This is a genomic window from Methylosinus sp. (assembly GCF_036560965.1).
Taxonomy (GTDB): domain Bacteria; phylum Pseudomonadota; class Alphaproteobacteria; order Rhizobiales; family Beijerinckiaceae; genus Methylosinus.
Genome location: NZ_DATBQF010000018.1, coordinates 360864 through 379831, shown reverse-complemented (window position 1 = coordinate 379831; position 18968 = coordinate 360864). Strand labels below are relative to the sequence as shown.

General features: G+C 65.6%; 19 protein-coding genes and 1 tRNA gene. 12 read left to right on the top strand and 8 right to left on the bottom strand.

Going from position 1 to position 18968, the window contains the following annotated elements:
• From VIF40_RS05845 to VIF40_RS05830, 4 genes are all read right to left on the bottom strand, one after another.
• Positions 1–501: Plug domain-containing protein (locus tag VIF40_RS05845; protein ID WP_331936578.1), on the bottom strand; the 501-nt coding region annotated here is incomplete at its 3' end.
• Positions 502–572: 71 nt separating this feature from the next.
• A complete protein-coding gene (locus VIF40_RS05840) occupies positions 573–911 on the bottom strand; it encodes a DUF2946 family protein (RefSeq protein WP_331936577.1) in 339 nt (112 codons plus the stop codon).
• Between the two features lie 202 nt (positions 912–1113).
• Entirely contained in the window at positions 1114–2535 is a 1422-nt protein-coding gene (locus VIF40_RS05835) for a HAMP domain-containing sensor histidine kinase (protein ID WP_331936576.1), read from the bottom strand.
• Positions 2532–3209 carry a response regulator transcription factor gene (locus tag VIF40_RS05830; protein ID WP_331936575.1) on the bottom strand — a complete coding sequence of 226 codons (678 nt, stop codon included), beginning with the start codon at positions 3207–3209 and terminating at the stop codon, positions 2532–2534. The genes VIF40_RS05835 and VIF40_RS05830 overlap by 4 nt, the downstream gene beginning before the upstream one ends.
• Before the next feature lie 547 nt (positions 3210–3756).
• Here VIF40_RS05830 and VIF40_RS05825 point away from each other — a divergent pair.
• Positions 3757–4962, top strand: coding sequence for a PepSY-associated TM helix domain-containing protein (locus VIF40_RS05825; RefSeq protein ID WP_331936574.1), 1206 nt, complete (start codon positions 3757–3759; stop codon positions 4960–4962).
• Between the two features lie 42 nt (positions 4963–5004).
• Entirely contained in the window at positions 5005–5277 is a 273-nt protein-coding gene (locus VIF40_RS05820) for a hypothetical protein (protein ID WP_331936573.1), read from the top strand.
• Positions 5278–5295: 18 nt separating this feature from the next.
• On the opposite strand, the gene VIF40_RS05815 is transcribed toward VIF40_RS05820, so the two are convergent.
• A complete protein-coding gene (locus VIF40_RS05815) occupies positions 5296–6555 on the bottom strand; it encodes a NupC/NupG family nucleoside CNT transporter (RefSeq protein ID WP_331936572.1) in 1260 nt (419 codons plus the stop codon).
• A 259-nt stretch (positions 6556–6814) separates the two neighbouring features.
• On the opposite strand from VIF40_RS05815, the gene VIF40_RS05810 reads away from it, so the two are divergent.
• Positions 6815–6976: a hypothetical protein gene (locus VIF40_RS05810; RefSeq protein WP_331936571.1), complete on the top strand. Its 162-nt coding sequence runs from the start codon at positions 6815–6817 to the stop codon at positions 6974–6976.
• 17 nt (positions 6977–6993) lie between these two features.
• Here the strand turns inward: VIF40_RS05810 and VIF40_RS05805 are convergent, their stop codons facing one another.
• The gene (locus VIF40_RS05805) at positions 6994–8709 is read right to left on the bottom strand and encodes an adenylate/guanylate cyclase domain-containing protein (protein ID WP_331936570.1); all 1716 of its coding nucleotides are present in this window, start codon (positions 8707–8709) and stop codon (positions 6994–6996) included.
• Between the two features lie 49 nt (positions 8710–8758).
• Between VIF40_RS05805 and VIF40_RS05800 the strand changes: the two genes are divergently transcribed.
• From VIF40_RS05800 to VIF40_RS05785, 4 genes are all read left to right on the top strand, one after another.
• The gene (locus VIF40_RS05800) at positions 8759–9448 is read left to right on the top strand and encodes a Crp/Fnr family transcriptional regulator (protein WP_331936569.1); all 690 of its coding nucleotides are present in this window, start codon (positions 8759–8761) and stop codon (positions 9446–9448) included.
• Between the two features lie 120 nt (positions 9449–9568).
• A complete protein-coding gene (locus VIF40_RS05795) occupies positions 9569–10720 on the top strand; it encodes an FIST signal transduction protein (protein WP_331936568.1) in 1152 nt (383 codons plus the stop codon).
• Between the two features lie 369 nt (positions 10721–11089).
• Positions 11090–11641, top strand: a complete 552-nt coding sequence (locus tag VIF40_RS05790; protein ID WP_331936567.1) for an aldo/keto reductase — start codon at positions 11090–11092, stop codon at positions 11639–11641.
• Positions 11642–11781: 140 nt separating this feature from the next.
• Positions 11782–13605, top strand: coding sequence for a patatin-like phospholipase family protein (locus tag VIF40_RS05785; protein ID WP_331936566.1), 1824 nt, complete (start codon positions 11782–11784; stop codon positions 13603–13605).
• A 24-nt stretch (positions 13606–13629) separates the two neighbouring features.
• Here the strand turns inward: VIF40_RS05785 and VIF40_RS05780 are convergent, their stop codons facing one another.
• Entirely contained in the window at positions 13630–14556 is a 927-nt protein-coding gene (locus VIF40_RS05780) for an alpha/beta hydrolase (protein ID WP_331936565.1), read from the bottom strand.
• Positions 14557–14731: 175 nt separating this feature from the next.
• Between VIF40_RS05780 and VIF40_RS05775 the strand changes: the two genes are divergently transcribed.
• From VIF40_RS05775 to VIF40_RS05760, 4 genes are read left to right on the top strand one after another with little or no spacing between them, the layout of a single operon-like run.
• Positions 14732–14962 (top strand): hypothetical protein, encoded by a 231-nt coding sequence (locus tag VIF40_RS05775; protein ID WP_331936564.1) that lies wholly within the window; start codon positions 14732–14734, stop codon positions 14960–14962.
• On the top strand, positions 14959–16236 hold the full coding sequence (locus tag VIF40_RS05770) for a class I SAM-dependent methyltransferase (protein WP_331936563.1): 1278 nt from the start codon (positions 14959–14961) through the stop codon (positions 16234–16236). The genes VIF40_RS05775 and VIF40_RS05770 overlap by 4 nt, the downstream gene beginning before the upstream one ends.
• A 28-nt stretch (positions 16237–16264) precedes the next feature.
• Positions 16265–17452 carry an acyl-CoA desaturase gene (locus VIF40_RS05765; RefSeq protein ID WP_331936562.1) on the top strand — a complete coding sequence of 396 codons (1188 nt, stop codon included), beginning with the start codon at positions 16265–16267 and terminating at the stop codon, positions 17450–17452.
• Between the two features lie 14 nt (positions 17453–17466).
• The gene (locus VIF40_RS05760) at positions 17467–18321 is read left to right on the top strand and encodes an alpha/beta fold hydrolase (RefSeq protein WP_331936561.1); all 855 of its coding nucleotides are present in this window, start codon (positions 17467–17469) and stop codon (positions 18319–18321) included.
• Positions 18322–18411: 90 nt separating this feature from the next.
• On the opposite strand, the gene VIF40_RS05755 is transcribed toward VIF40_RS05760, so the two are convergent.
• Positions 18412–18488, bottom strand: a tRNA-Asp gene (locus tag VIF40_RS05755).
• Between the two features lie 300 nt (positions 18489–18788).
• Between VIF40_RS05755 and cydP the strand changes: the two genes are divergently transcribed.
• Entirely contained in the window at positions 18789–18959 is a 171-nt protein-coding gene (cydP, locus tag VIF40_RS05750; RefSeq protein ID WP_331936560.1) for a cytochrome oxidase putative small subunit CydP, read from the top strand.
• Positions 18960–18968 lie beyond the last annotated feature (9 nt).

Genomic DNA, 18968 nt, shown 5'->3' with positions numbered 1-18968 from the left:
GGAGTAGAGCGCCGAATAGGGCCCGTACATGACGTCGATGCGCGACACCTCCTCGGGCACGATCATCGAATATTTGGGCGTATGCTCGCTGGTGCCGAACAGCGCCGAGATGAGCATCCCGTCCTTATAGACGAGCTGCCTCTGCGGCTCGAACGGACCAATGGTGCGGCCGGTCATGCTCTGGAAGCGGTCGCCGGGGAATTTCGCCGACATGTCGAGGCTCGGCGCATAGCGCAGCATCTCGATCGCCGTGGTGGCGTTGACCGTCTCGGCGATCTTGGCGGCCGTCACCGTATGGACGACGGCGGGAATATTGTCGGGAATGGCCTTGGAAAAGGACTTTTCGGCAGCGGCCCGCGCCGGCCCGGACGATGTGCCGCCGCCTTCTCCGCTCACCTCGATTTCAGGAAGCGCCTCCTGCGCGAAAGCGCAGAGCGGCGAGATGACGGCAAGCGTCAGCGCAGCGACGGACGCGCCGCCGCGAAACAGATAACGAGACATGATTCCCCCCCGGGCGGCCGCGATAGGGCCGGCGTTTTCCATCGACTTCGGCCGAGATCGGCCGACGAACGTCAGGAGAAACGGGGTGGCGCGTGGGAAGGCGGCTTACGTCCGGCGATAAAAAACGAGGTGAGCCGATCGGCTGCCGGCGCGGGCGTCGCGACAGGCGGAAAAGGCGCGAGCCGCATCGCCGCGGCGACAATCGCGAGAATCGCCGCGGTGCAGAGGACACAATGCTTGCAATGGCTGGAATGATGCGCGTCGGCGGGCGCTTCGCCGCCGTCGGCGAGACGGCAGCCGATAGAGACGCCGTCGCTCCCATCCGCGCGCGCGGAGGCGGCCGAAGGCGCGACGCCCTGCAGCAGCAGGGCGCATGAGAGCGCAAAAATGGCCAACCAACGTCCGAACATATTTGGTATTCCGCCGCGAATGCCAAAAGATCACAGAAATGTTACCAACCCTCGCCACTCGTGACAAGAGCGCGCATCGATCGGCCAACGAATAAATATGCGTGTTACTAAATTGCAACATTCACGATGAGGCCGCGCTCATCGCGGCCGATGCGGCGAAACGACGTAAGACGAGTCTGTCGGTCTCGCATATTCGCGGGGGTCAGCGCGCCTCCTCGACTTGCTGCGCGCCGATCGCGCTCGCCGCGCGGGGCGGGAAGGGGCGAAAGCCGACGACGAATGTCGCGCCGCCGCCGGGCGTGTCGGCGACGCGAATCTCGCCATCGAGCTCGCGCGCCAATTCCTTGACGATGGCGAGGCCCAATCCTGTGCCCGACGTCGTCTCCTCCTTGCGCCAGAAGGGCTCGAATATCAGCCTGCGATCCTGCGGCGCGACGCCGCTTCCGTGATCGACGACGTCCACGCGGGCGTCCGCGCCGACGCGCACGATCACCGTCCCGCCCTCCGGCTCGGCGCGCAGAGCATTCTCGACGAGATTGCCGAGCACGCTCTCGATCGCCCAGGGAAATCCGCGAACCATGATCGGCTCCTCGGGCCCCTCGAACGCGATCTCCTTTTTCGCGTCGATCGCCACCGGCATGAAATCGGCCGCCACCTTCAGCGCCGTCGCGCCGAGGTCCACGCAAAGACGCATGTCGCAGCGACGCTCGCGCGCCTGCGCCAGAACCAGCAATTGATCGACGATCGTCTGGATGCGCCGCACGTCGCAGGTGATCTCGCGCTTGAGATCGGACGCGTCGAGCTTGGCGACGCGCGCCCGCAGCACGGTGATCGGCGTGCGCAGCTCATGCGCGGCGTTGGCGGTGAAGCGCCTCTGCGCGGCGACGCCTTCCTCGACGCGCGCGATGGCGCCATTGACCGCCTCCACGAAGGGCGTGATCTCGATCGGCATGCCTTTGGCTCCGAGCGGCTTGTGCAGCGAATCGACCGTGATCGCCGCCGCCTCGACCGTCGCGGCGCGCAGCGGCGCGAGCGAGCGCCGCACGACGAGGCTCGCGACCAGCGCCGCCGCCGTGCCGAGTGGCAGGAAGGCGATGAAATTATTGAGCGAGAAAAAATTCAACAGCTGCCAGAGCGCGTCGTCCCAATGGAACAACGCGCCATAAGTGGCGATGGTGAGCTTGCCGAAGGCCGTGTCGACGGAACGCACGAAGCCGCGCGCATTGGGATCGGGGTCGTCTGAGACGTGGAATAGGCCGCTATAGCTGTCGACGCCGGAGCGGCCGAGCGCCGTGAACAGCCCGTCGTCGGAGCCCGCGACGAGCTTGCCGGTCGCACGTTCGAGAATGGCGAAGCGAAATCGCGGATTGCGCTCGAGCTGGCGCAGCAAGGCCGGAGTCCGCTCCACGATGAGCGCGCCGCCCTCGCCTCTGCGCAATGCGCCGGTCAAAATTTCCTTCGACCGTTTCGTCGTCCAGCTCTCGAGGCTGGAATTGGAGCTGTCGCCGATATGAAATGCGGAGAGCGGCAGGAACACCGTCACCGGCAGCGTGAAATAGGCGACGAAGGAGCCCAGAATCCAGTAGAAGACGAGCCGGGCGGAAAGCGATTGCGTGAATTTCATTCGTCGGCGCTCCGAATGAGATAGCCGATGCCGCGGGCCGCGTGGATATCCGCCTTCGCGCCCTGATTCTTCAGACGCTGGCGCAAGCGATGGATCAGCATCTTCAGCGCATCGGCCTGATCCGCGCCCTGCACGCCATAGATCTCCTCGAGCAGATCGGCGCGCGTCACCGCGAGTCCGGCGCGGCGCATCAGCGCGCCGAGCAGAATCAGCTCCAGCTTCGGCGCCAGAAACAGGCGGCCATTGACGAAGCCCCTCTGCTCGTCGAGCTCGAAGCTGAGCCCGCCGACCCGCACCGACGGCGCCGTCTGTGGCCCGGGACGCCGCAGAACGGCGCGAATGCGCGCCATCAGCTCCTCGGGGTCGAAAGGCTTGGTGAGATAATCATCCGCGCCCGCGTCGAGGCCGTCGATCATCTCGTCTATGCCGCGCATGGCGGTGAGCATCAGAACGCGCATGTTCGGCCGCGCCTCGCGCACGGAGCGGATGATCGAGACGCCATCGCCGTCCGGCAGCCGCCGGTCGAGCAGCATGACGCTGTAATCGCGCGCCTCTATGGCCGCACGCGCCTCCGCGACGGCGCCGACGATATCGGCGGAGAAGCCCGCATGAAGCACTTTCTCCGCCAGCAGAGCGGCGATCTCGGCCTGATCCTCGACAATCAACACGCGCATCGAATGTCCTGTCGTCTTGGTGAGCCCTCGCGCGGCGGAGCCAGCGCAGCTGTCGAAACCATCTTCACCGTATATCTCGTTACATCTATGCAACGATCAGATTTTCCGACGGCCGCATTATCGTCGGCGCGCCAGCAGCCTCGTTCCGATATGTCACTATGACTTGAATGTCGTGGGATTATGGCGGCGTCCGGGCGGCGACCTCTCGGGAGATTTCGGCAATAGGCCTGCCGAAACATTTATCTACTTATCGCCTCGCCGCCGCGGAAAAGCGCATGCTTTCGATACGCCTCGACGGAGCGCCCCGGTCGCCGCGCAGGCGGCGGAGCAAGGGCTGCGCGACGTTTTTCCAGGATGCGAACGATGGCGGAGAGGAAAAGCAGTTTCCGCCGCGAGATGCAATAGAGCAGAATTTTTCTCGAGACGCTTGATTTCCACGGTAACGTCTCGGAAACTTCGACGAGCGGCGGAAGCAATTTGCATCTCCTCTCGGCGTGGCGGCCTCACCCCCGCAGCGCGAGCGGACGAGATTTTCGAGGAGGCCATCATGACCAATGACACGATCACGGCGCCACGCGCCGCCGAAGCGGGCGTCCCCGCCGAGATGTCCCGGCGGCTGCTCGCCCGGCGGCTCTTTCTCGCTTTTCACCGCTGGACCGGCTTGATCCTCGGCGCGATCTTCGTCGTCGTGGGCCTCACCGGCGCGATCCTGTCCTTCGCGCCGCAGATCGACGCGGCGCTGCATCCGCATCTGCTGCGCTCGACGCCGCCGTCCGCCGACGCGCCATACGCCTCGCTCGACGAGATCTATGCGGCGGCCATCGCCGATCTGCCGCCGGGCGCGACGCCGAGCTTCATGGCCATGCCGCGTGGCAGAGACGGCGTCGTCTCGCTCTCCTACCGGCTGCGGGACGCGGACGACGTCACGGAAACGCACCGTCTCTTCATCGATCCCTATACGACGAAGGCGACCGGCGACCGCGCGATCAAGCGAGGCGACGACGAAATCCGCCAATTCTTCTTCAACTCGGTCCGCAGCCTTCATTACACTCTCTGGCAAGGCTCGGATCGCTCCTGGCTGGTCGGCGGCCCGGCGCTCGTCCTGCTGCCGTCCATGCTCCTCGGAATCGTGCTGTGGTGGCCGCGGCCGGGCCAATGGCGGCTGGCCTTCGCGATAAAGCGCAAGGCGAGCGCGGAGCGGCGAATTTTCGATCTCCACCGGGTCGTCGGCGCCGTCGTCGCCGTCGTTCTGTGCTGCTCGCTGACCTCCGGCTGCTTTTTCGTCTTCCGCCAGCCGGGACGCGATCTCGTGCGCCTGTTCTCGAGCGTGCGCGAGGCGCCGCGCGGATTGGCGTCGCGGCCGATCGCCGATCGCGAGCCGATCGGCCTCGACGCCGCGCTGCGCATCGCCGAGCGCAGCTTTCCGGGCGCCGCGCCGACGGGTTTCAGCCTGCCGGCGAACGAGAAGGGCGTCTATGTCGTCTCCATGCGCGCGCCGGAGGAGCCCAATCACGCCAATGGCCGCAACAGGGTGACGATCGACCGGTTCAGCGGGCAGGTTCTGTTCACCGAGGATCGCAGCGCCTTCAGCGCCGGCGAGCGCTTCCTCGAATGGCTGCTGCCGCTCCATTCGGGCGAGGCCTTCGGCCTCGGCGGCCAGGCCGTCATCTTCCTCGCCGGCCTCGCGCCCGCCTTTCTCTATGTCACCGGCTTCATCCGCTGGCGGCGGCGGCGCCGCGCTGTTTCGGCCTGAGCGAATCTGTTAGACCTGCCTTCAACAGAAAGGTTTCGAGGAATGGCGCGCATCTCTCTTCTCTCCCTGGTCGTGGCGGCGGGCGTCTCGGTTGCGGGCGGCTTCGCCCCGCAGGCGGCCTGGGCCGGGCCCAATGTGCCGCTGTGTCTCGCGATGCAGAACAACTACAATGATTGCGTGCGTCACGAGCGCGCCCGGGAGCGCCATCGTCACGAATATGAGGATGAATGGGGCCGGGGCCCGCGCGAGCATCGCCGCGGCGGATCGGAATGCGGCGCCTGGCTCGTGCAGCTGAAGGCCCAGGGCTGCTTCTGACGGCGGCCGCCGCCTCGCTCAGCCGCCATAGAGCAGCCCGGCGACCGTGGCGCTCATGCAGGTGGCGAGCGTGCCGGACAGGATGGAGCGCAGGCCGAGACGCGTGACCTCCGCGCGCCGGCCCGGCAGCATCACATTCAGCCCGCCGACGAGAATGCCCATGCTGCCGAAATTGGCGAAGCCGCACAGCGCATAGGTGAGGATCAGCCGGCTTCTCGGCGAGAGCGTCTCGACGCCGAGGCCGCTCATGTCGCGATAGGCGACGAATTCATTGATCACCGTCTTCGTCGCCATGAGCGAGGCGGCCGCCGGCGTCTCGCTCCAGGGCACGCCGATCAGCCAGACGACGGGACGAAAGGCCAGGGCGAAAGCCATTTGCAGGCTCGGCGTCTCGCCGCCGATCTGCGGCAGATGCGCCAGCGCCATATTGACCAGCGACACCAGCGCGATCGTCGTCAGCAGCACGCTGACGATGCCGACCAGCGGCCCGACGCCGTCGGCGACGCCCTTGACGATGGCGTCGAAGGCGCCGGTCGGCGGATTCTCCACGACGAGCTGCGCTTCCGCATTCTCCTTATAGATGTCCCAGGGCGACATGACCGCGGCGACGGCGATCGCCGCCGGCGTGGCGATCACCGAGGCGATGAGGATATGGCCGAGCGCGTCCGGCAGGAAGGGCGCGACGAAACCCGCATAAATGACCATCACCGTGCCGGCGACGCCGGCCATTCCGCAGCTCATCAGCGCGAATAATTCGCCGCGCTGCATGCGTGCGAGATAGGGGCGGATCAGCAGCGGCGCCTCGATCATGCCGACGAAGATATGAACCGCCGCGCCCAGCGCCAGCGCGCCGGAGAGCCCCATGGAACGCCGCAACGCCCAAGCGAAGCCCCCGGCGATCCGCTGCAAGACGCCCCAATAGAAGAGCAGCGAGGCAAGCGCCGATATGGTCAGCACCATCGGCAGGGCCTTGAAGGCGAGAATGAAGCCGGCGCCCGGCGTCTTCTCCTCGAAGGGCGTCGGGCCGCCGCCGAGATAGCCGAAGACGAAGCCCGACCCTGCCTCGGTCGCCCTCTGCAAGGCGTCGGCGGCGTCATTGGCGAGCATCACCGCCCGCCTCGCCGGCGGAAAATGCACGAGGACCAGCGCCACGGCCAATTGCAGCGCCAGCCCGCCGAGAACGACGCGCCAGGGAATGCGCCGCCGATCCTCGCTCACCGCGAAGGCGACGAGAATGAAGCAGAGGAAAGCGAGCAGCGATCGAGCGATATCGGCCATGGCGCCTGTGATCTCCGAGGGCTTCGCCGCGCATAGCTCGGCGACGGCCCGATTATGCCGGACGAGGCCCTATGCGCTCGTCCGACGCGCCAGAGCAATGCAAATTCGGGGGCCAGGCGCGGCGGAGACGCCGCCGACCGACGCATCGCCGTGACTCGTGACTTTCGCCACATCTTCGAGCCGCGGTCCGGGCGAGAACGGCGACGTCGGCAACGCCCGGCGAACACGACGACTTCACCGACCACCAGGGGGAACGACAATGAAGCTCGACCTTTCCGCTTTTCGATTTTTGACGGATCTGCGCGCGAAAACGCTCACGCTGATTTTGGGCCTCGCTCTCGGCGCCGCGGCGCTGTCGCTCGGCGGCTGCACCTGCGCGAACGCCGACGGAACAGAGATCGCTTGCCCCTACGACTATTGAGCCTGTCGGCCGGCCGCTCAGACGGAAGCCCGCTCGCCGCTCGCCAGCCAGCGTTCGAAATCCCCGAGCCGCTGGAACGGGAAGGCGGCGAGCGTCTCGTCGCGGCCGCAGATCGGCGCCTCGATGACGGCGTGCGGCGGCCGCAGCTCCGCGGCGGCGCAGGTCTGCGACGACACCAGCGCCACGCAATCGGTCTCCTTCGTCAACGCCTCGAGCCGCGCCGCGATATTGCCGGTGTCGCCCAGAAATTGCAGCGACTGCCGATCCGAGGGACCGACGGCGCCGACGATCGAGAGCCCGCTGTGCAGCCCGACGCCGAAGGCGAGCGGCGCGTCGAGATCATGGGCGAATTCGCGGCTGACGCGGCGGATCGCGCGCCAGACGCCGCGCGCCGCGCGCAATGCGGCGCGGGCGCCCTCGCCGGCGTCGCCGTCGAGGCGAAACAGGCTCATGACGCCGTCGCCGGCGACGCTCGTCACATGTCCGCCCTCCGCCAAAATGGCGTTTGTCGTCGCGCGAATATAGGCGTCCACGATATAGATCGCGTCATAGGGAAGGCGATTGGCGGCGAGCTTGGTCGAATCGCGCAGATCGACGAACATCGCCGTCACGAAAATCTCGCGGCCCTGGTCGAGCAGCACGCGCAAGCCGTCGAGCGGCTTGTCCGCCGGGAGCATGGGATAGACGCCGAGATCGCAGCGCGGCCGCGTCTGGCAGGCGAGGCGCACGCCCGCCGGCGCGCCGATGCGCCGCAATGTCGCGAGCTCCGCGGGGCTCGGCGGCGGCAGATCCGCCTCGCCATAGAGCACGCGAATGCGGCAGGTGGAGCAGCGCGCGCGTCCGCCGCAGACGGAGGCGTGCGGAATGCCCTCGAAACGGCTGGCCTCCAGCACGGAAAATCCATAGGGCGCGCGGACGCTGCGCCCGTCGCGATAGTCGATGCGCACAGTGTCGAACACACGCTCGCGAAGATTGCGCGCGGCGCGCAGCAGCAGGACGCCGGCGAGCAGCACGAGATAGCCGACCTGCAGATCGAGGATGATCGCGGCGAGCGCGGCCGGAACCTGCGCATGGGGCGATCCCTTCGCCGGCGGCCCATGCGCCTCGATGACGCTCTCGTCCATATAGGCGCGCAGAATGAGCTCCCAGCCGGAATTGAGCAGGCCGGCGATTGCGAGCGCCGGCAAAGCGAGCGCGAGCAGCAGAAACAGCGTCTGGCGCCGCCGATACCAGTCGCGATAGCGCAACCACATGTGAATGCCGATGCAGCCATGCGTCCAGATGAACACCATCAGCAGAAATTGCCGCGGCAGGCCGATCGTCGGATCGGTGATCCAAAAATGATAGAGGATGCGAAAGTAGGAATCCTCCAATCCGAAGGCGAGCACGGCGACGCGCGTGTCGGTGACATGGGGCGCGAGCAGCAGCGGAATGGTGAGGCCGAGGGCGAGCTGCCAGGCCTCTATCGCCGGCATGCGCAAATGGCGCCGGCGATAGAGCGCATAGAGGCCGAGCGACATGTGAATCGTGAAGCACGTCAGCAGCAGGGCGACGCCGAAGCGCGTGCGCCAGGGAGCGAGGATGACGTCGTGGCCGATCGCCTGAAGGTTGTCGAGAAAGAACAGCCCGGTCGCGTGAGAGATGAAATGGCAGGCCGCATAAGTGAAGAGAATGAGGCCGGTGGTGAGCCGAGTCTTGCGCTCGAGATCGAAGTTGACACTCGAAACCGGCATGGATCATCCTTGGGAACGATATAATGGCGCAATTTCAGGAACGCGGCGCATGATACGGAAAAACCAGACTCTTGCACGCGTTAGTTTATTTCGCTCGCTGCCAGCGGAGGAGATCGCGCAGCTCGACGCGCGTTGCGTGTGGCGCCGCGCCCGGGAGAAGGAATGCATCCTCAATTATAAGGACGACAGCGCCGATATTTATTTCGTGGCCTATGGCGACGTGCGCGTGTCGATCCAGAGCGTCGCCGGCAAGGATCTGATGCTGCGCGTCATCGAGGAGGGCGAATTCTTCGGCGAGCTCTCCGCTCTCGACGGCAAGCCGCGCTCGGCGGCGATCCATGCGATCACCGATACGGTCATCGCCCGCATGAGCCCGACGACGTTCCGCGAGGTCATTCATCGCTATCCCGAGGTCTGCGACCGCGTGCTGGAGACGCTGACGTCCGAGGTGCGCCGTCTCACGACGCGCGTGAATGAATTCACCAATCTCGACGTGCGCGGGCGCATTCATGCGGAATTGCTGCGGCTGGCGCGCAGCGACGCCGGCGGCGAGAATCGCGGCGTGATCTCGCCCGTTCCGACGCATGCGGAGATCGCCGCGCGCGTCAGCACGCATCGCGAGGCGGTCACGCGCGAGCTGAACCGGATGGAGCGGGCGGGCCTGCTCGAACGCCGCCGCGGCGCCTTCGTGCTGCTCGATCTCGCCGAGCTGTCGACCTCTGTCGAGGCGGCGCGGTAGCAGCCTCGATTTCGCGCGAGCCCCCGTTCCCGGCCCCCACAGACGGCCTCGCGCGGCACGGTCGTTGCTAACCGCTCAGCGACGTCGGAATGGGCTGTCGTCGGTTCTGGGGACGAGACGATGAGCAAGTTCATTTACGCCCATGCCGGCGACGCCGACTGGAAAAGCGCTCTCGACTCCTGCCTCGAGCAGATCGAGCGCCAGCGGCCGGACGCTCCCGCGCCCGATCTCGGCTGGTGCTATGTCACCGACCATCACACCCAGGCGGCGGGGAGCATCATATCCGCGTTGCGCAAGCATCTGCCCGGCGTCCATTGGGTGGGAACCGTCGGAGTCGGAATCGGCGCCGAGGCGGTGGAATATTTCGACGCGCCCGGGATCGCGATCATGCTGGCGGATCTTCCCGCCGGCTCCTTCGAGCTGTTTTCGGCTCCAGAGCGGCTGGACGGCGCGGCAAAGGGCTTCGAGCCCTTCACCGCGCTGGTCCATGCGAGCGGCGGAACCCCCGATCTGCAAGCGAAGCTCGAAGCCGCGAGCGCCAGGCTCACCACCGGCTATTTGTTCGGCGGCCTGTCGTCGGCGCGCAATCAGGCGCTGTGCTTTGCCGACGAGGTGCTGCCCGGCGGCCTCTCCGGCGTGGCCTTCGGCCCGCAGGCGACGGTGTTCTCGCGCGTCACTCAGGGCTGCCAGCCGGTCGGGCCGCTGCGCACGGTCACGCGCGCGCAAGGCAATTATCTCGTGACTCTGGACGAGAAACGCGCCCTCGACTGCGTGTTCGAGGATATCGGCCTCTCGCCCGACGTCGGCGACGAGGCGCTGCGCCAGGAGCTGGCCCAGACGCTGGCCGGGCTGGTCGCCACCGGCGAGGACGCCTCCGCCCGGCCGGGCCAGTTCGGCGCGAACACGGAAGTGCGCCATATCGTCGGCGTCGGCCGCAAGGGCGGGCTGCTGATGATCGCCGAGCAGCTCGCGGACGGCATGCGGCTCGCCTTCTGCAAGCGCAATGCGGAGGCCGCCAAGCACGATCTGCTGCGTATCGTCGAGGAGGTGCGCGCCCAGGCGGAGGCCGCCGGCGGCATGAGGGGCGCGCTCTATATCAGCTGCTCGGGACGCGGGGGGCCGCATTTCGGCGAGCCCAATGCCGAATTCCGCATGGTTCATCAGGCGCTCGGCGGCGAGACGCCGCTGATCGGCTTTTTCGCCGGCGGAGAGATCGCCCGCCACCATCTCTACGGCTATACTGGGGTGCTGACGGTTTTCGCCGGAGCCTGAGGACGAGGACAGCGCCAAAATGACGCCAGAGCCGGCGGAGCCGCGACGAAACGATCCGAGACGAGCCGATCCGAGCCGGATCGTTTCCGCCGGAGGGGTGGCCATGCCCCGCATCATCTATGGCACGGCCTGGAAGAAGGAGCGCACCGCCGCCCTGGTGGAGCTGGCTCTGCGCACCGGCTTTCGGGGGATCGACACCGCCTGCCAGCCCAAGCACTACAATGAGCCCGGCGTCGGCGAAGGGCTGGCCGCGGCGCTCGATGCAGGGCTCACGCGCTCGGATATTTATCTGCAGACCAAATTCACGCCCTTCGGCGGGCAAGACCCGGAGACCGTCCCCTATGACGCCGAGGCGCCATCGGCGAGCAGGTGCGACAGTCGTTTCAGGCCTCGCTGCGCAATTTGCGCGTCGATCGGCTCGACGGATTGGTGCTCCATTCCCCCTATGCCGAGGACGGCGACACGCTGGAAGCGTGGCGGGCGATGGAGGCGCTCCAGGAGCAAGGCGGCGTGCGCCAATTGGGCGTCAGCAATTGCTACGAGCCGGCGCGGCTGGAGACCTTGTGGACAAAGGCGCGGATCAAGCCCGCCGTGGTCCAGAATCGGTTCTACGCCAAGACCTCCTATGACCGGGAGCTGCGCGCCTTTTGCCGAGATCACGGCATTCTCTACCAGAGCTTCTGGACCCTGACCGCCAATCCGGAGCTTTTGGCGCGGCCGGAGCTCGTCGCCCTGGCCGAGACATATGAGCGCAGCCCGGCGCAGCTGTTCTTCCGCTTTCTGACGCAACGGGACATTCTGTGCCTGACCGGCACCTCCTCGGAAGATCATATGCGCGAGGATTTGGCGATTTTCGATTTTCGCGTGAGCGAGGAGGACTGCGCGGTCCTCGACGCGCTGCTGGAATGCCCGCCCGGGTGAGATCGGTCGACGTTTGGCCGGAAACCATCCAGAAACCGCTGCGAAACCGCCCTTGCATTCTCGCGCCCGCCCGATAATCATGCGCCCCGCAGGGTCGCGCGGCTGGGCGCGACGCGCCGCATCGGGGCCAATGCATTTCCATGGCGAAGACGCTCGTACCCGAAGATCAGAGCTTTTGGCAGGACCTCGACGAAGAGGATCGTGAAAAGATCAAGGCCGGCGTGCAGATTCGCCGCATCGCGCGCGGCGAAGCGCTGATCGAGCAAGGCGCGCCGTCCGAGACGCTCTATATCGTCAATTTCGGCCAGTTCGGCGTGACCAACGCCGCCGATGGCGAGATCGTCGTCGAGATCGGCAAGGATCAGCTCATCGGCGAGATGGGCTTCTTCACCGGCGAGCCGCGCAGCACGAGCGTGATCGCCATGCGCGATTCCGAGGTTCTGGAGATCGACCGCGCGCAATTCGACGCGCTGGTCGCGCGCTTCCCCGATATGCAGCGCGCCGTCACCCGCTCGCTGGCCAAGCGCCTCGCCCGGCTCGGCGAGATCGCGCGGCGCAACTTCCGCCAGAGCAGCCGCGTGCGCGTGATCGCGCTGATCGCCGCGGGCGGCGGCTCCATTCCGGAAGGATTCGCCGCGCGCCTGCTGCAGGCGATCAACGCGCGCGCGCGCGGCAGCCTGCGCGCCTCCTGCGACGCCCGCGCGCATTTTTCGAACGGCGATTTCGATCGCTACGCCGTCGCCGACTGGCTCGGCGCGCTGGAGCAGGAGAATGATTTCGTCGTCTGCGTCGCCGACAATGAATTGAACGAATGGACCAGCGCGGTCCTGCATTCGGCCGATCTGCTGATCATGGCCGTGAATGACGGCTCGCCGGCGCTCAATCCGATCGAGAGTTTCGCCTTCTCGCTGTTTCCCGCCAATCGCCGCCGCATCGTCAAGCTCTGTCCGCATCGGCCGCAGGACGCCGAAGCTTCTGCGCCCTGGCTGCGCGAGCGCGAAGTCTTCATGCTGCATCACATCGCCCTGGATTCCGGCGCGGATTTCGACTGTTTCGCCCGCTTTCTCACCGGCCAGGCGATCGGCTTCGTCGCCGGCGCCGGCGGCGCGCTCGGCCTCGCCCATATCGGAATCGTCAAAGCCTTTCAGGAGGCCGGCGTCGTCTTCGATATTTTCGGCGGCAGCAGCATCGGCTCCGGCATGGCTGTCGCCTTCGCGCAATTGAAGAGCCCGGAGGAGGTGGAGGCGGCGATTCACGAGATCTTCGTGCAGAACGCGGCGCTGAAGCGCCTCACTTTGCCGAAATTCGGGCTGCTCGACCACACGATTCTCGAGGCGACGCTGGCGAAGTCCTACGGCTCCATCGCTTTCGAGGATTTGTGGCGGCCGAGCTTCGCCATAGCGACGGACCTCTCCACCTATACGATGCGCGTCATCCGCTCCGGTCCGACATGGCAGGCGGTCCGCGCCTCCTGCGCCATTCCCGGCGTGCTGCCGCCCTTCTTCGACGAGGACGGGCATATGCTCGTCGATGGCGCGGTCTCCGACAATGCGCCGATCGCGCCGATGCACGGGCTCAAGAACGGCCCCAATCTGGTCGTCGATCTTCGCAACGCCGATCCGCGGCTCTATGATTTCGACTATCGCGCTCTGCCCGGCCGCAATGAATTGCTGGCCTCCATGTTCAATCCGCTGCGGCGCAAGCCTCTGCCCGACTGCCCCTCGCTCGCGAGCGTCATTCAACAGGCGGTGTTCAGCAATATTCGCGAGAAGCCGGAGTTTTCCGGGGCGTTCGATCTCACCGTGCAACCGCCGGTCTGTCCCGGCGCGAGCTTCATGAGCTGGGACAAGCATCGCGAGGTCGCGGAATTCTCCTATAAATGGGGCCTGGAGACGATCGCCCGGCTGGAGGCGGAGGGAAATCCCACGCTCGCCGAAATGCGCCGCGTGTCGCAGCCGAGCTGATCGCGCGCGGCGCCCGCCGGCGCCTCACGCCGCGTCGAGCGCCGCGCGCAGCATCGGCAGATAGCGCCCCGGATTTTCCAGCATCGGAAAATGCCCGCAATTCTCGAAGAGGACGAATTCCGCCTCCGGCAGAAACGCCTTCAGCGAATCGCCGATCGTCGCCACGAGATTATGCGTGGGATCGCTGTCGCCCCAGACGATCGTCACCTTGCGCGGGCTCGCGGCATAGGGCTTCTCCGGCGTCGCCATCAACGCCTGATAGGCGTTGCAGAGGCAAAAGCAGCCGCCGCGATCGAGGCCGGCGACGGCCGCTTCGGCGAGCTCGGGGGAGAGAGCGGCGCTCGCCGGCGGCAAAGCGACCTTATACCAATGGCGCGTCACCACATGATCGAGCGCGCGCATGAAAACCTGCCCGACATAAGGCCGCCGAATCAAATTCATGCGATCCGTGCCGGCCGCCCATTTCTGCGCCTGCGAGATCGACACGGTCTGTTGCAGCATGAGATGGCGCACGCGATCCGGCCGCGCCGCCGAGAAGGCCACGCCGGCGAAGCCGCCGAGGCAGGCCATGTCCAGAACCGCGTCTCTTATGTCGAGCTTCGCGAAGAATTCGTCGAAGACCTCGCAATAGCTGGCGACGTCGAAGCGAAAGCCCGATTTCGCGAAGGATTGGCCGAAACCGGGCGTCTCCACGCAAATGACACGGGCGTCGTTCGACATTTCATCGATGATCGGCAGATATTGCTCGATCACATTGGGCGGGTCGGGCACGATCACCAAAGTCTTGTCGCTCGCGCCGTTCTTTTTCTCGACGACCAGCGTGCGCAGCGTCGCGCCGCGCGTCTCGACGAATTCGCCCTTCGCGCCATTCAAAGTCGGGCCCGCCTCGCTGCGAGCGGCGCGCGCGCGCCGATCGGCCCACAACCAGCGCGACATTTCGATTGCGTCCATCTCTTCAGTCTCCCCGCCCTTTGAAATCGATGCGCGCAGCGACCGCGCCCGCTCCGGATTTCTATAGAGCGGACGCGCCGACGCGCCCTGTGCGCCGGCGCACACAATTTCATCCGGCGCCCCTCTAACACTTCGGGACAGGCTCGAGCCGGACGTCGCTCGCAAGAAACGACGAATGGACCGCGAGCGTAAGCTGAGCAGCTTGTCATCATGCAGAAATAATGTGACAAATATTGACACATTGTTGTCCTGCGGCGTCTCCGCGCGGCAAGGCGAACAGCATGAAGAACAAGAGCGCAGCGCAGATGGCGCGGGTGCGCGGAAGGTTTCGCGCGTCGTTTCCGGTGCGAATGAGCGCGGAAATTCTTTTGCCGAGCGCGCAACATCATTTGGAGAGTCGGAATGACGAACACACGATTCATGCCGGAACATGCGGCGAACGCTTTCAACGCGAAAACGTCACGCGGAACGATCTCGGTCACGCCGATCTTCGGAGCGCGGCGGCCGCAAGACGCTTTCTTCGAAATGCTGTCGCGTCATCTCGATCACGGAACGCTGATCGTGCGCCACAATGGCGTCGATCATCGCTTCGGCGCCGGCGACGCGGCGCCTGTCGTGCTGCGCGTGCTGCGCGACGACTTTTTCAGCCGTGTGCTCGCCTTCGGCAATCTGGGCATGGGCGAAGCCTTCATGGCGCAGGATTTCGAGGTCGAGGACGATCGCCTGGTCGATTGCCTGACCATGCTGTGCCGCGCCGGCCTGCATAAGAAGCTGCGCTCCGATTGGAGCTTCCTCTTCCGCTACGCCGGCATGCTCGCGAGCAATCGTCTGATGAGCCCGGCGACCAATGTGCGCCGCCATTACGACATCGGCGAGGATGTGTTCGACGCTTTTCTGCTCGACCGCTACCAGGTCTATTCCTGCGGCTATGCGCATTCGCCGGACGATGACGCCGATCTGCTGCAGCAACGCAAGCTCGATCGCATTTGCCGCAAGCTCGAGATCGAGCCCGGCCAGTCGCTGCTCGACATCGGCTGCGGCAAGGGCGGCATGTTGATTCACGCGGCCCTGAATTTCGGCGCGCGCGGCGTCGGCGTGACCAATAGCGTCGCGCATCACGCGCGCGCCGAGGAGAACGCCGCCAAATACGGCGTCTCCGATCGCGTGCGCTTCATCCTCGGCGATTATCGCGAGATCGAAGGCTCCTTCGACCGCATCGTCAGCGTCGGCATGCTGGAGCATGTGCGCCGCCGCGACTATCCCGCCTATTTCGGCGCGATCAAGCGCCTGCTGGCGCCGACGGGACGCGGCCTCGTGCATGTCATCGGCTGCAACACGGCGATCAATCGCCACGATCCCTTCATCCAGAAATATGTCTTCCCCGGCTCCGACACGCCGAAACTCTCGGCCATGACGACGGAGCTCGAGAGCAACAGCCTCGCCATTCTCGACGTCGAGAACATGGCGCGCCATTACGCCGTGACTCTGCGCCGCTGGCTGGAGGCCTTCCGCGAGAATTGCGGGACGCTCGATCCCGTGCGCTACGACACGGTCTTCAAGCGCATGTGGGAATATTACCTCAGCTGCGGCGTCGCTTCTGCGGCCGCGGGGGACCAGGCGCTCTATCAGCTCCTCTTCACCAATGATTATCACGCGCCGTATCGCCTGCAGCGCGTCTGAGACGCAATTTCGTTTTTCGGGGGTGCATATGTCCAAGGAAGCCAATCAGGATTTCGCGCGTCTGCGCGAGCAGGTCCGTCGCGCCGGCTTCGGCCGCAAGACGACGGCGATCATCATCGGCGAATGCGTGCTGTTCGTCGCATTGACCATGGCCGGCGTCGCGCTGGTCATCGTCTCGGATCTGCTGATCGTCAAGGCGATCGGCATGATTCTCGTCGCCTATGGCTGCATGGGCCTGTCGACCAACGGCCACACCGCCTCGCATCATGCGATCAGCAATAGGCCGTGGGTCGATGAATTCATCATGTATTTCGACTTCTCCTTCTTCCTCGGCGTGTCGGGAAACTACTGGCGCCACAAGCATGTGGTCGTTCACCACCCGAACCCGAATGTGATCGGCGTGGACGACGACGCCGATCTGAGGCCGGTGTTCACGCTCAATGATCGCGATCTCGCGAACGCCTCCGGCCTCGTCAAATGGTGGTATGCGCATCAGGGCTATTTCTTCCCCATCGTGCTGCTCGGCAATTCCTTCGGCGTCGCCTTCAAGGGCTGGCGCTTCCTCATCCGCGAGCTGATGGACGACGAGCGCCGCAACTGGCAGAGCTGGATCGATCTCTCCTGCATGATCGCGCATTGGATCGTGTGGATGATCATTCCGATCGGCATTTTCGGCTTCGCCAATGTCGCGCTGTTCTTCGTCGTGCAGATGTTCATGATGTCCTATGTCATGTTCGCGCTGTTCGCTCCGGCGCATTATCCGGAAGAAGCGATCCAGGTGACGAAGGATGCGACGCGCGACAATTATCTGATGCTGCAGACGGCGACCGCGGTGAATTTCGAGACGGGGCCGATCGGCCGGCTGCTGTGCGGCGGCGTCGAATTCCAGATCGAGCATCACCTCTTCCCCTGGATCAGCCCGCGTCACTATCCGCAGCTCGCGCCCATGCTGCGCCAGTTCTGCGAGGAGCACGGCTATCCCTATCGCTCGCAGGGCTGGGGGATCGCCACCTGGAAATCCGTCGTCACCCTCTTCAAGCCGAAGACGATCGAGGAGGAGTTCCCCGCGGTTGAAAACCTGCCGCTCGCCGCTCACTATCAGCAGAAGAGCCGGCTTCTCCGCAAAGCCGAGGCGCCGCTCGCCAAGGCCGCTGCGGCGAGCCGGTCCGAAGGGAGCCTGTCCGAGGCGAGCCTTTCCGAGGCGAGCCTTTCCTAGGAAAGCGTGACCGCATGAACCACGCCGACGACGGCAATATGCGTTCGGCGACCATCGCCGCGAGAGACGGAGCGTCTCTCGCGGCGACGCTGTTTTCGCCGCAGCAGAGCGAGGGGCCGGTGGTCGTCATCGCCGGCGCGATCGCGGTGAAGCAGAAATTCTATGAGCGCCTGGCGCAATTTCTCGCCGCGCGAGGCTGCCGGGTTCTCACTTTCGATTATCGCGGCGTCGGGGCCTCGCGCCGATTCGAATCGCCCGGCGGCGGCTTGCGCGCCTGGGGCGAGCAGGATCTCGCCGGCGCTCTGGACCATGCGCTCGCGCTCGCGCCCGATGCGCCCTTGCGCGTCGTCGCCCATAGCGTCGGCGGTCAATTGGTCGGGCTGGCCGAGAACAACCACCGCATTCGCGCCATGCTGGCGATCAGCACGCAGATCGGCGATTGGCGCCTGTGGCCGGCGCCGAGCAAATATGCGCTCTGGCTGTTCTGGAACGCGCTATTGCCGATCCCGACCGCCGTGCTCGGCTATTTTCCGGCGTCGCGCCTTCGGCTCGGCGAAGACCTGCCGAAGGAGGCGGCGCTCGAATGGGCGCGCTGGTGCCGCAGCCCCGATTATTTCGTGGACGCGGCGGGGCGGCCTTTTCCGGGATGTTTCGACGGCTTCACGGGATCGATTCGCGCCTTGACCATCGCGGACGACTGGATGGCGCCGAAACCGGCGGTCGAGGCGCTGATGCGCCGCTACCGGCGCGCGCAGATCGAGCCCATGGCGATTCGCCCCGCGGCGAAAACGATCGGGCATTTCGGCTTTTTTCGCGAGGCCGGCCGCCCCTATTGGGAGGATTGCGCGCGCTGGCTGATCGACGCCTGAGCGCCGCCAGCTCTCGGGCCCGCAAGTTCTCGGGCCTGCAGAACGCGCTAGGCAAGCGATTGGCGCTCCGGCGCCGAATGAATGAAATTCTGGCGAGAGAGACGGGGCTCGAACCCGCGACCTCCGGCGTGACAGGCCGGCGCTCTAACCAACTGAGCTACTCCCCCGCGAGCACTGCGCAACGCATCGCGCTAGCGAGAGGCGCCGAATAAGGCACGCGCCGACCAAAGTCAAGAAACTTGGCCAGAAGCTCGTCCGGACCCCGCCGCCCCGTCCGCCGGCGGCGGCGACAAAACCGCGCAGCGACGATTGGAGCCTTTCGAATCGGCCATGCTCCGTGCTCAAAACAGCGAGACCGGGGCCTTCGGCGACCACCTACGGGTTGTCAGGACTTTCTCGGTCATGAAGCCGAAGCCGTTAGGGGCTAGTGTCCCTGCCGGCCCGGCGCTTCGGGCGGGGGGAAGCTCATGTCGGCCATTTCGGCGACGCATCGGCTCGGGCGAGAGATCGCCATCGCCCTCGCTCTCAAGATCCTGGCCCTCGCCCTCCTCTACTTCCTGTGCTTCGACGCCTCCAAGCGGCCGCAGATCTCGCCGGCCGCCGTCGCGGAAAAGCTCTTTGCGCGGGACCGAGGCTGATTCCTCTTT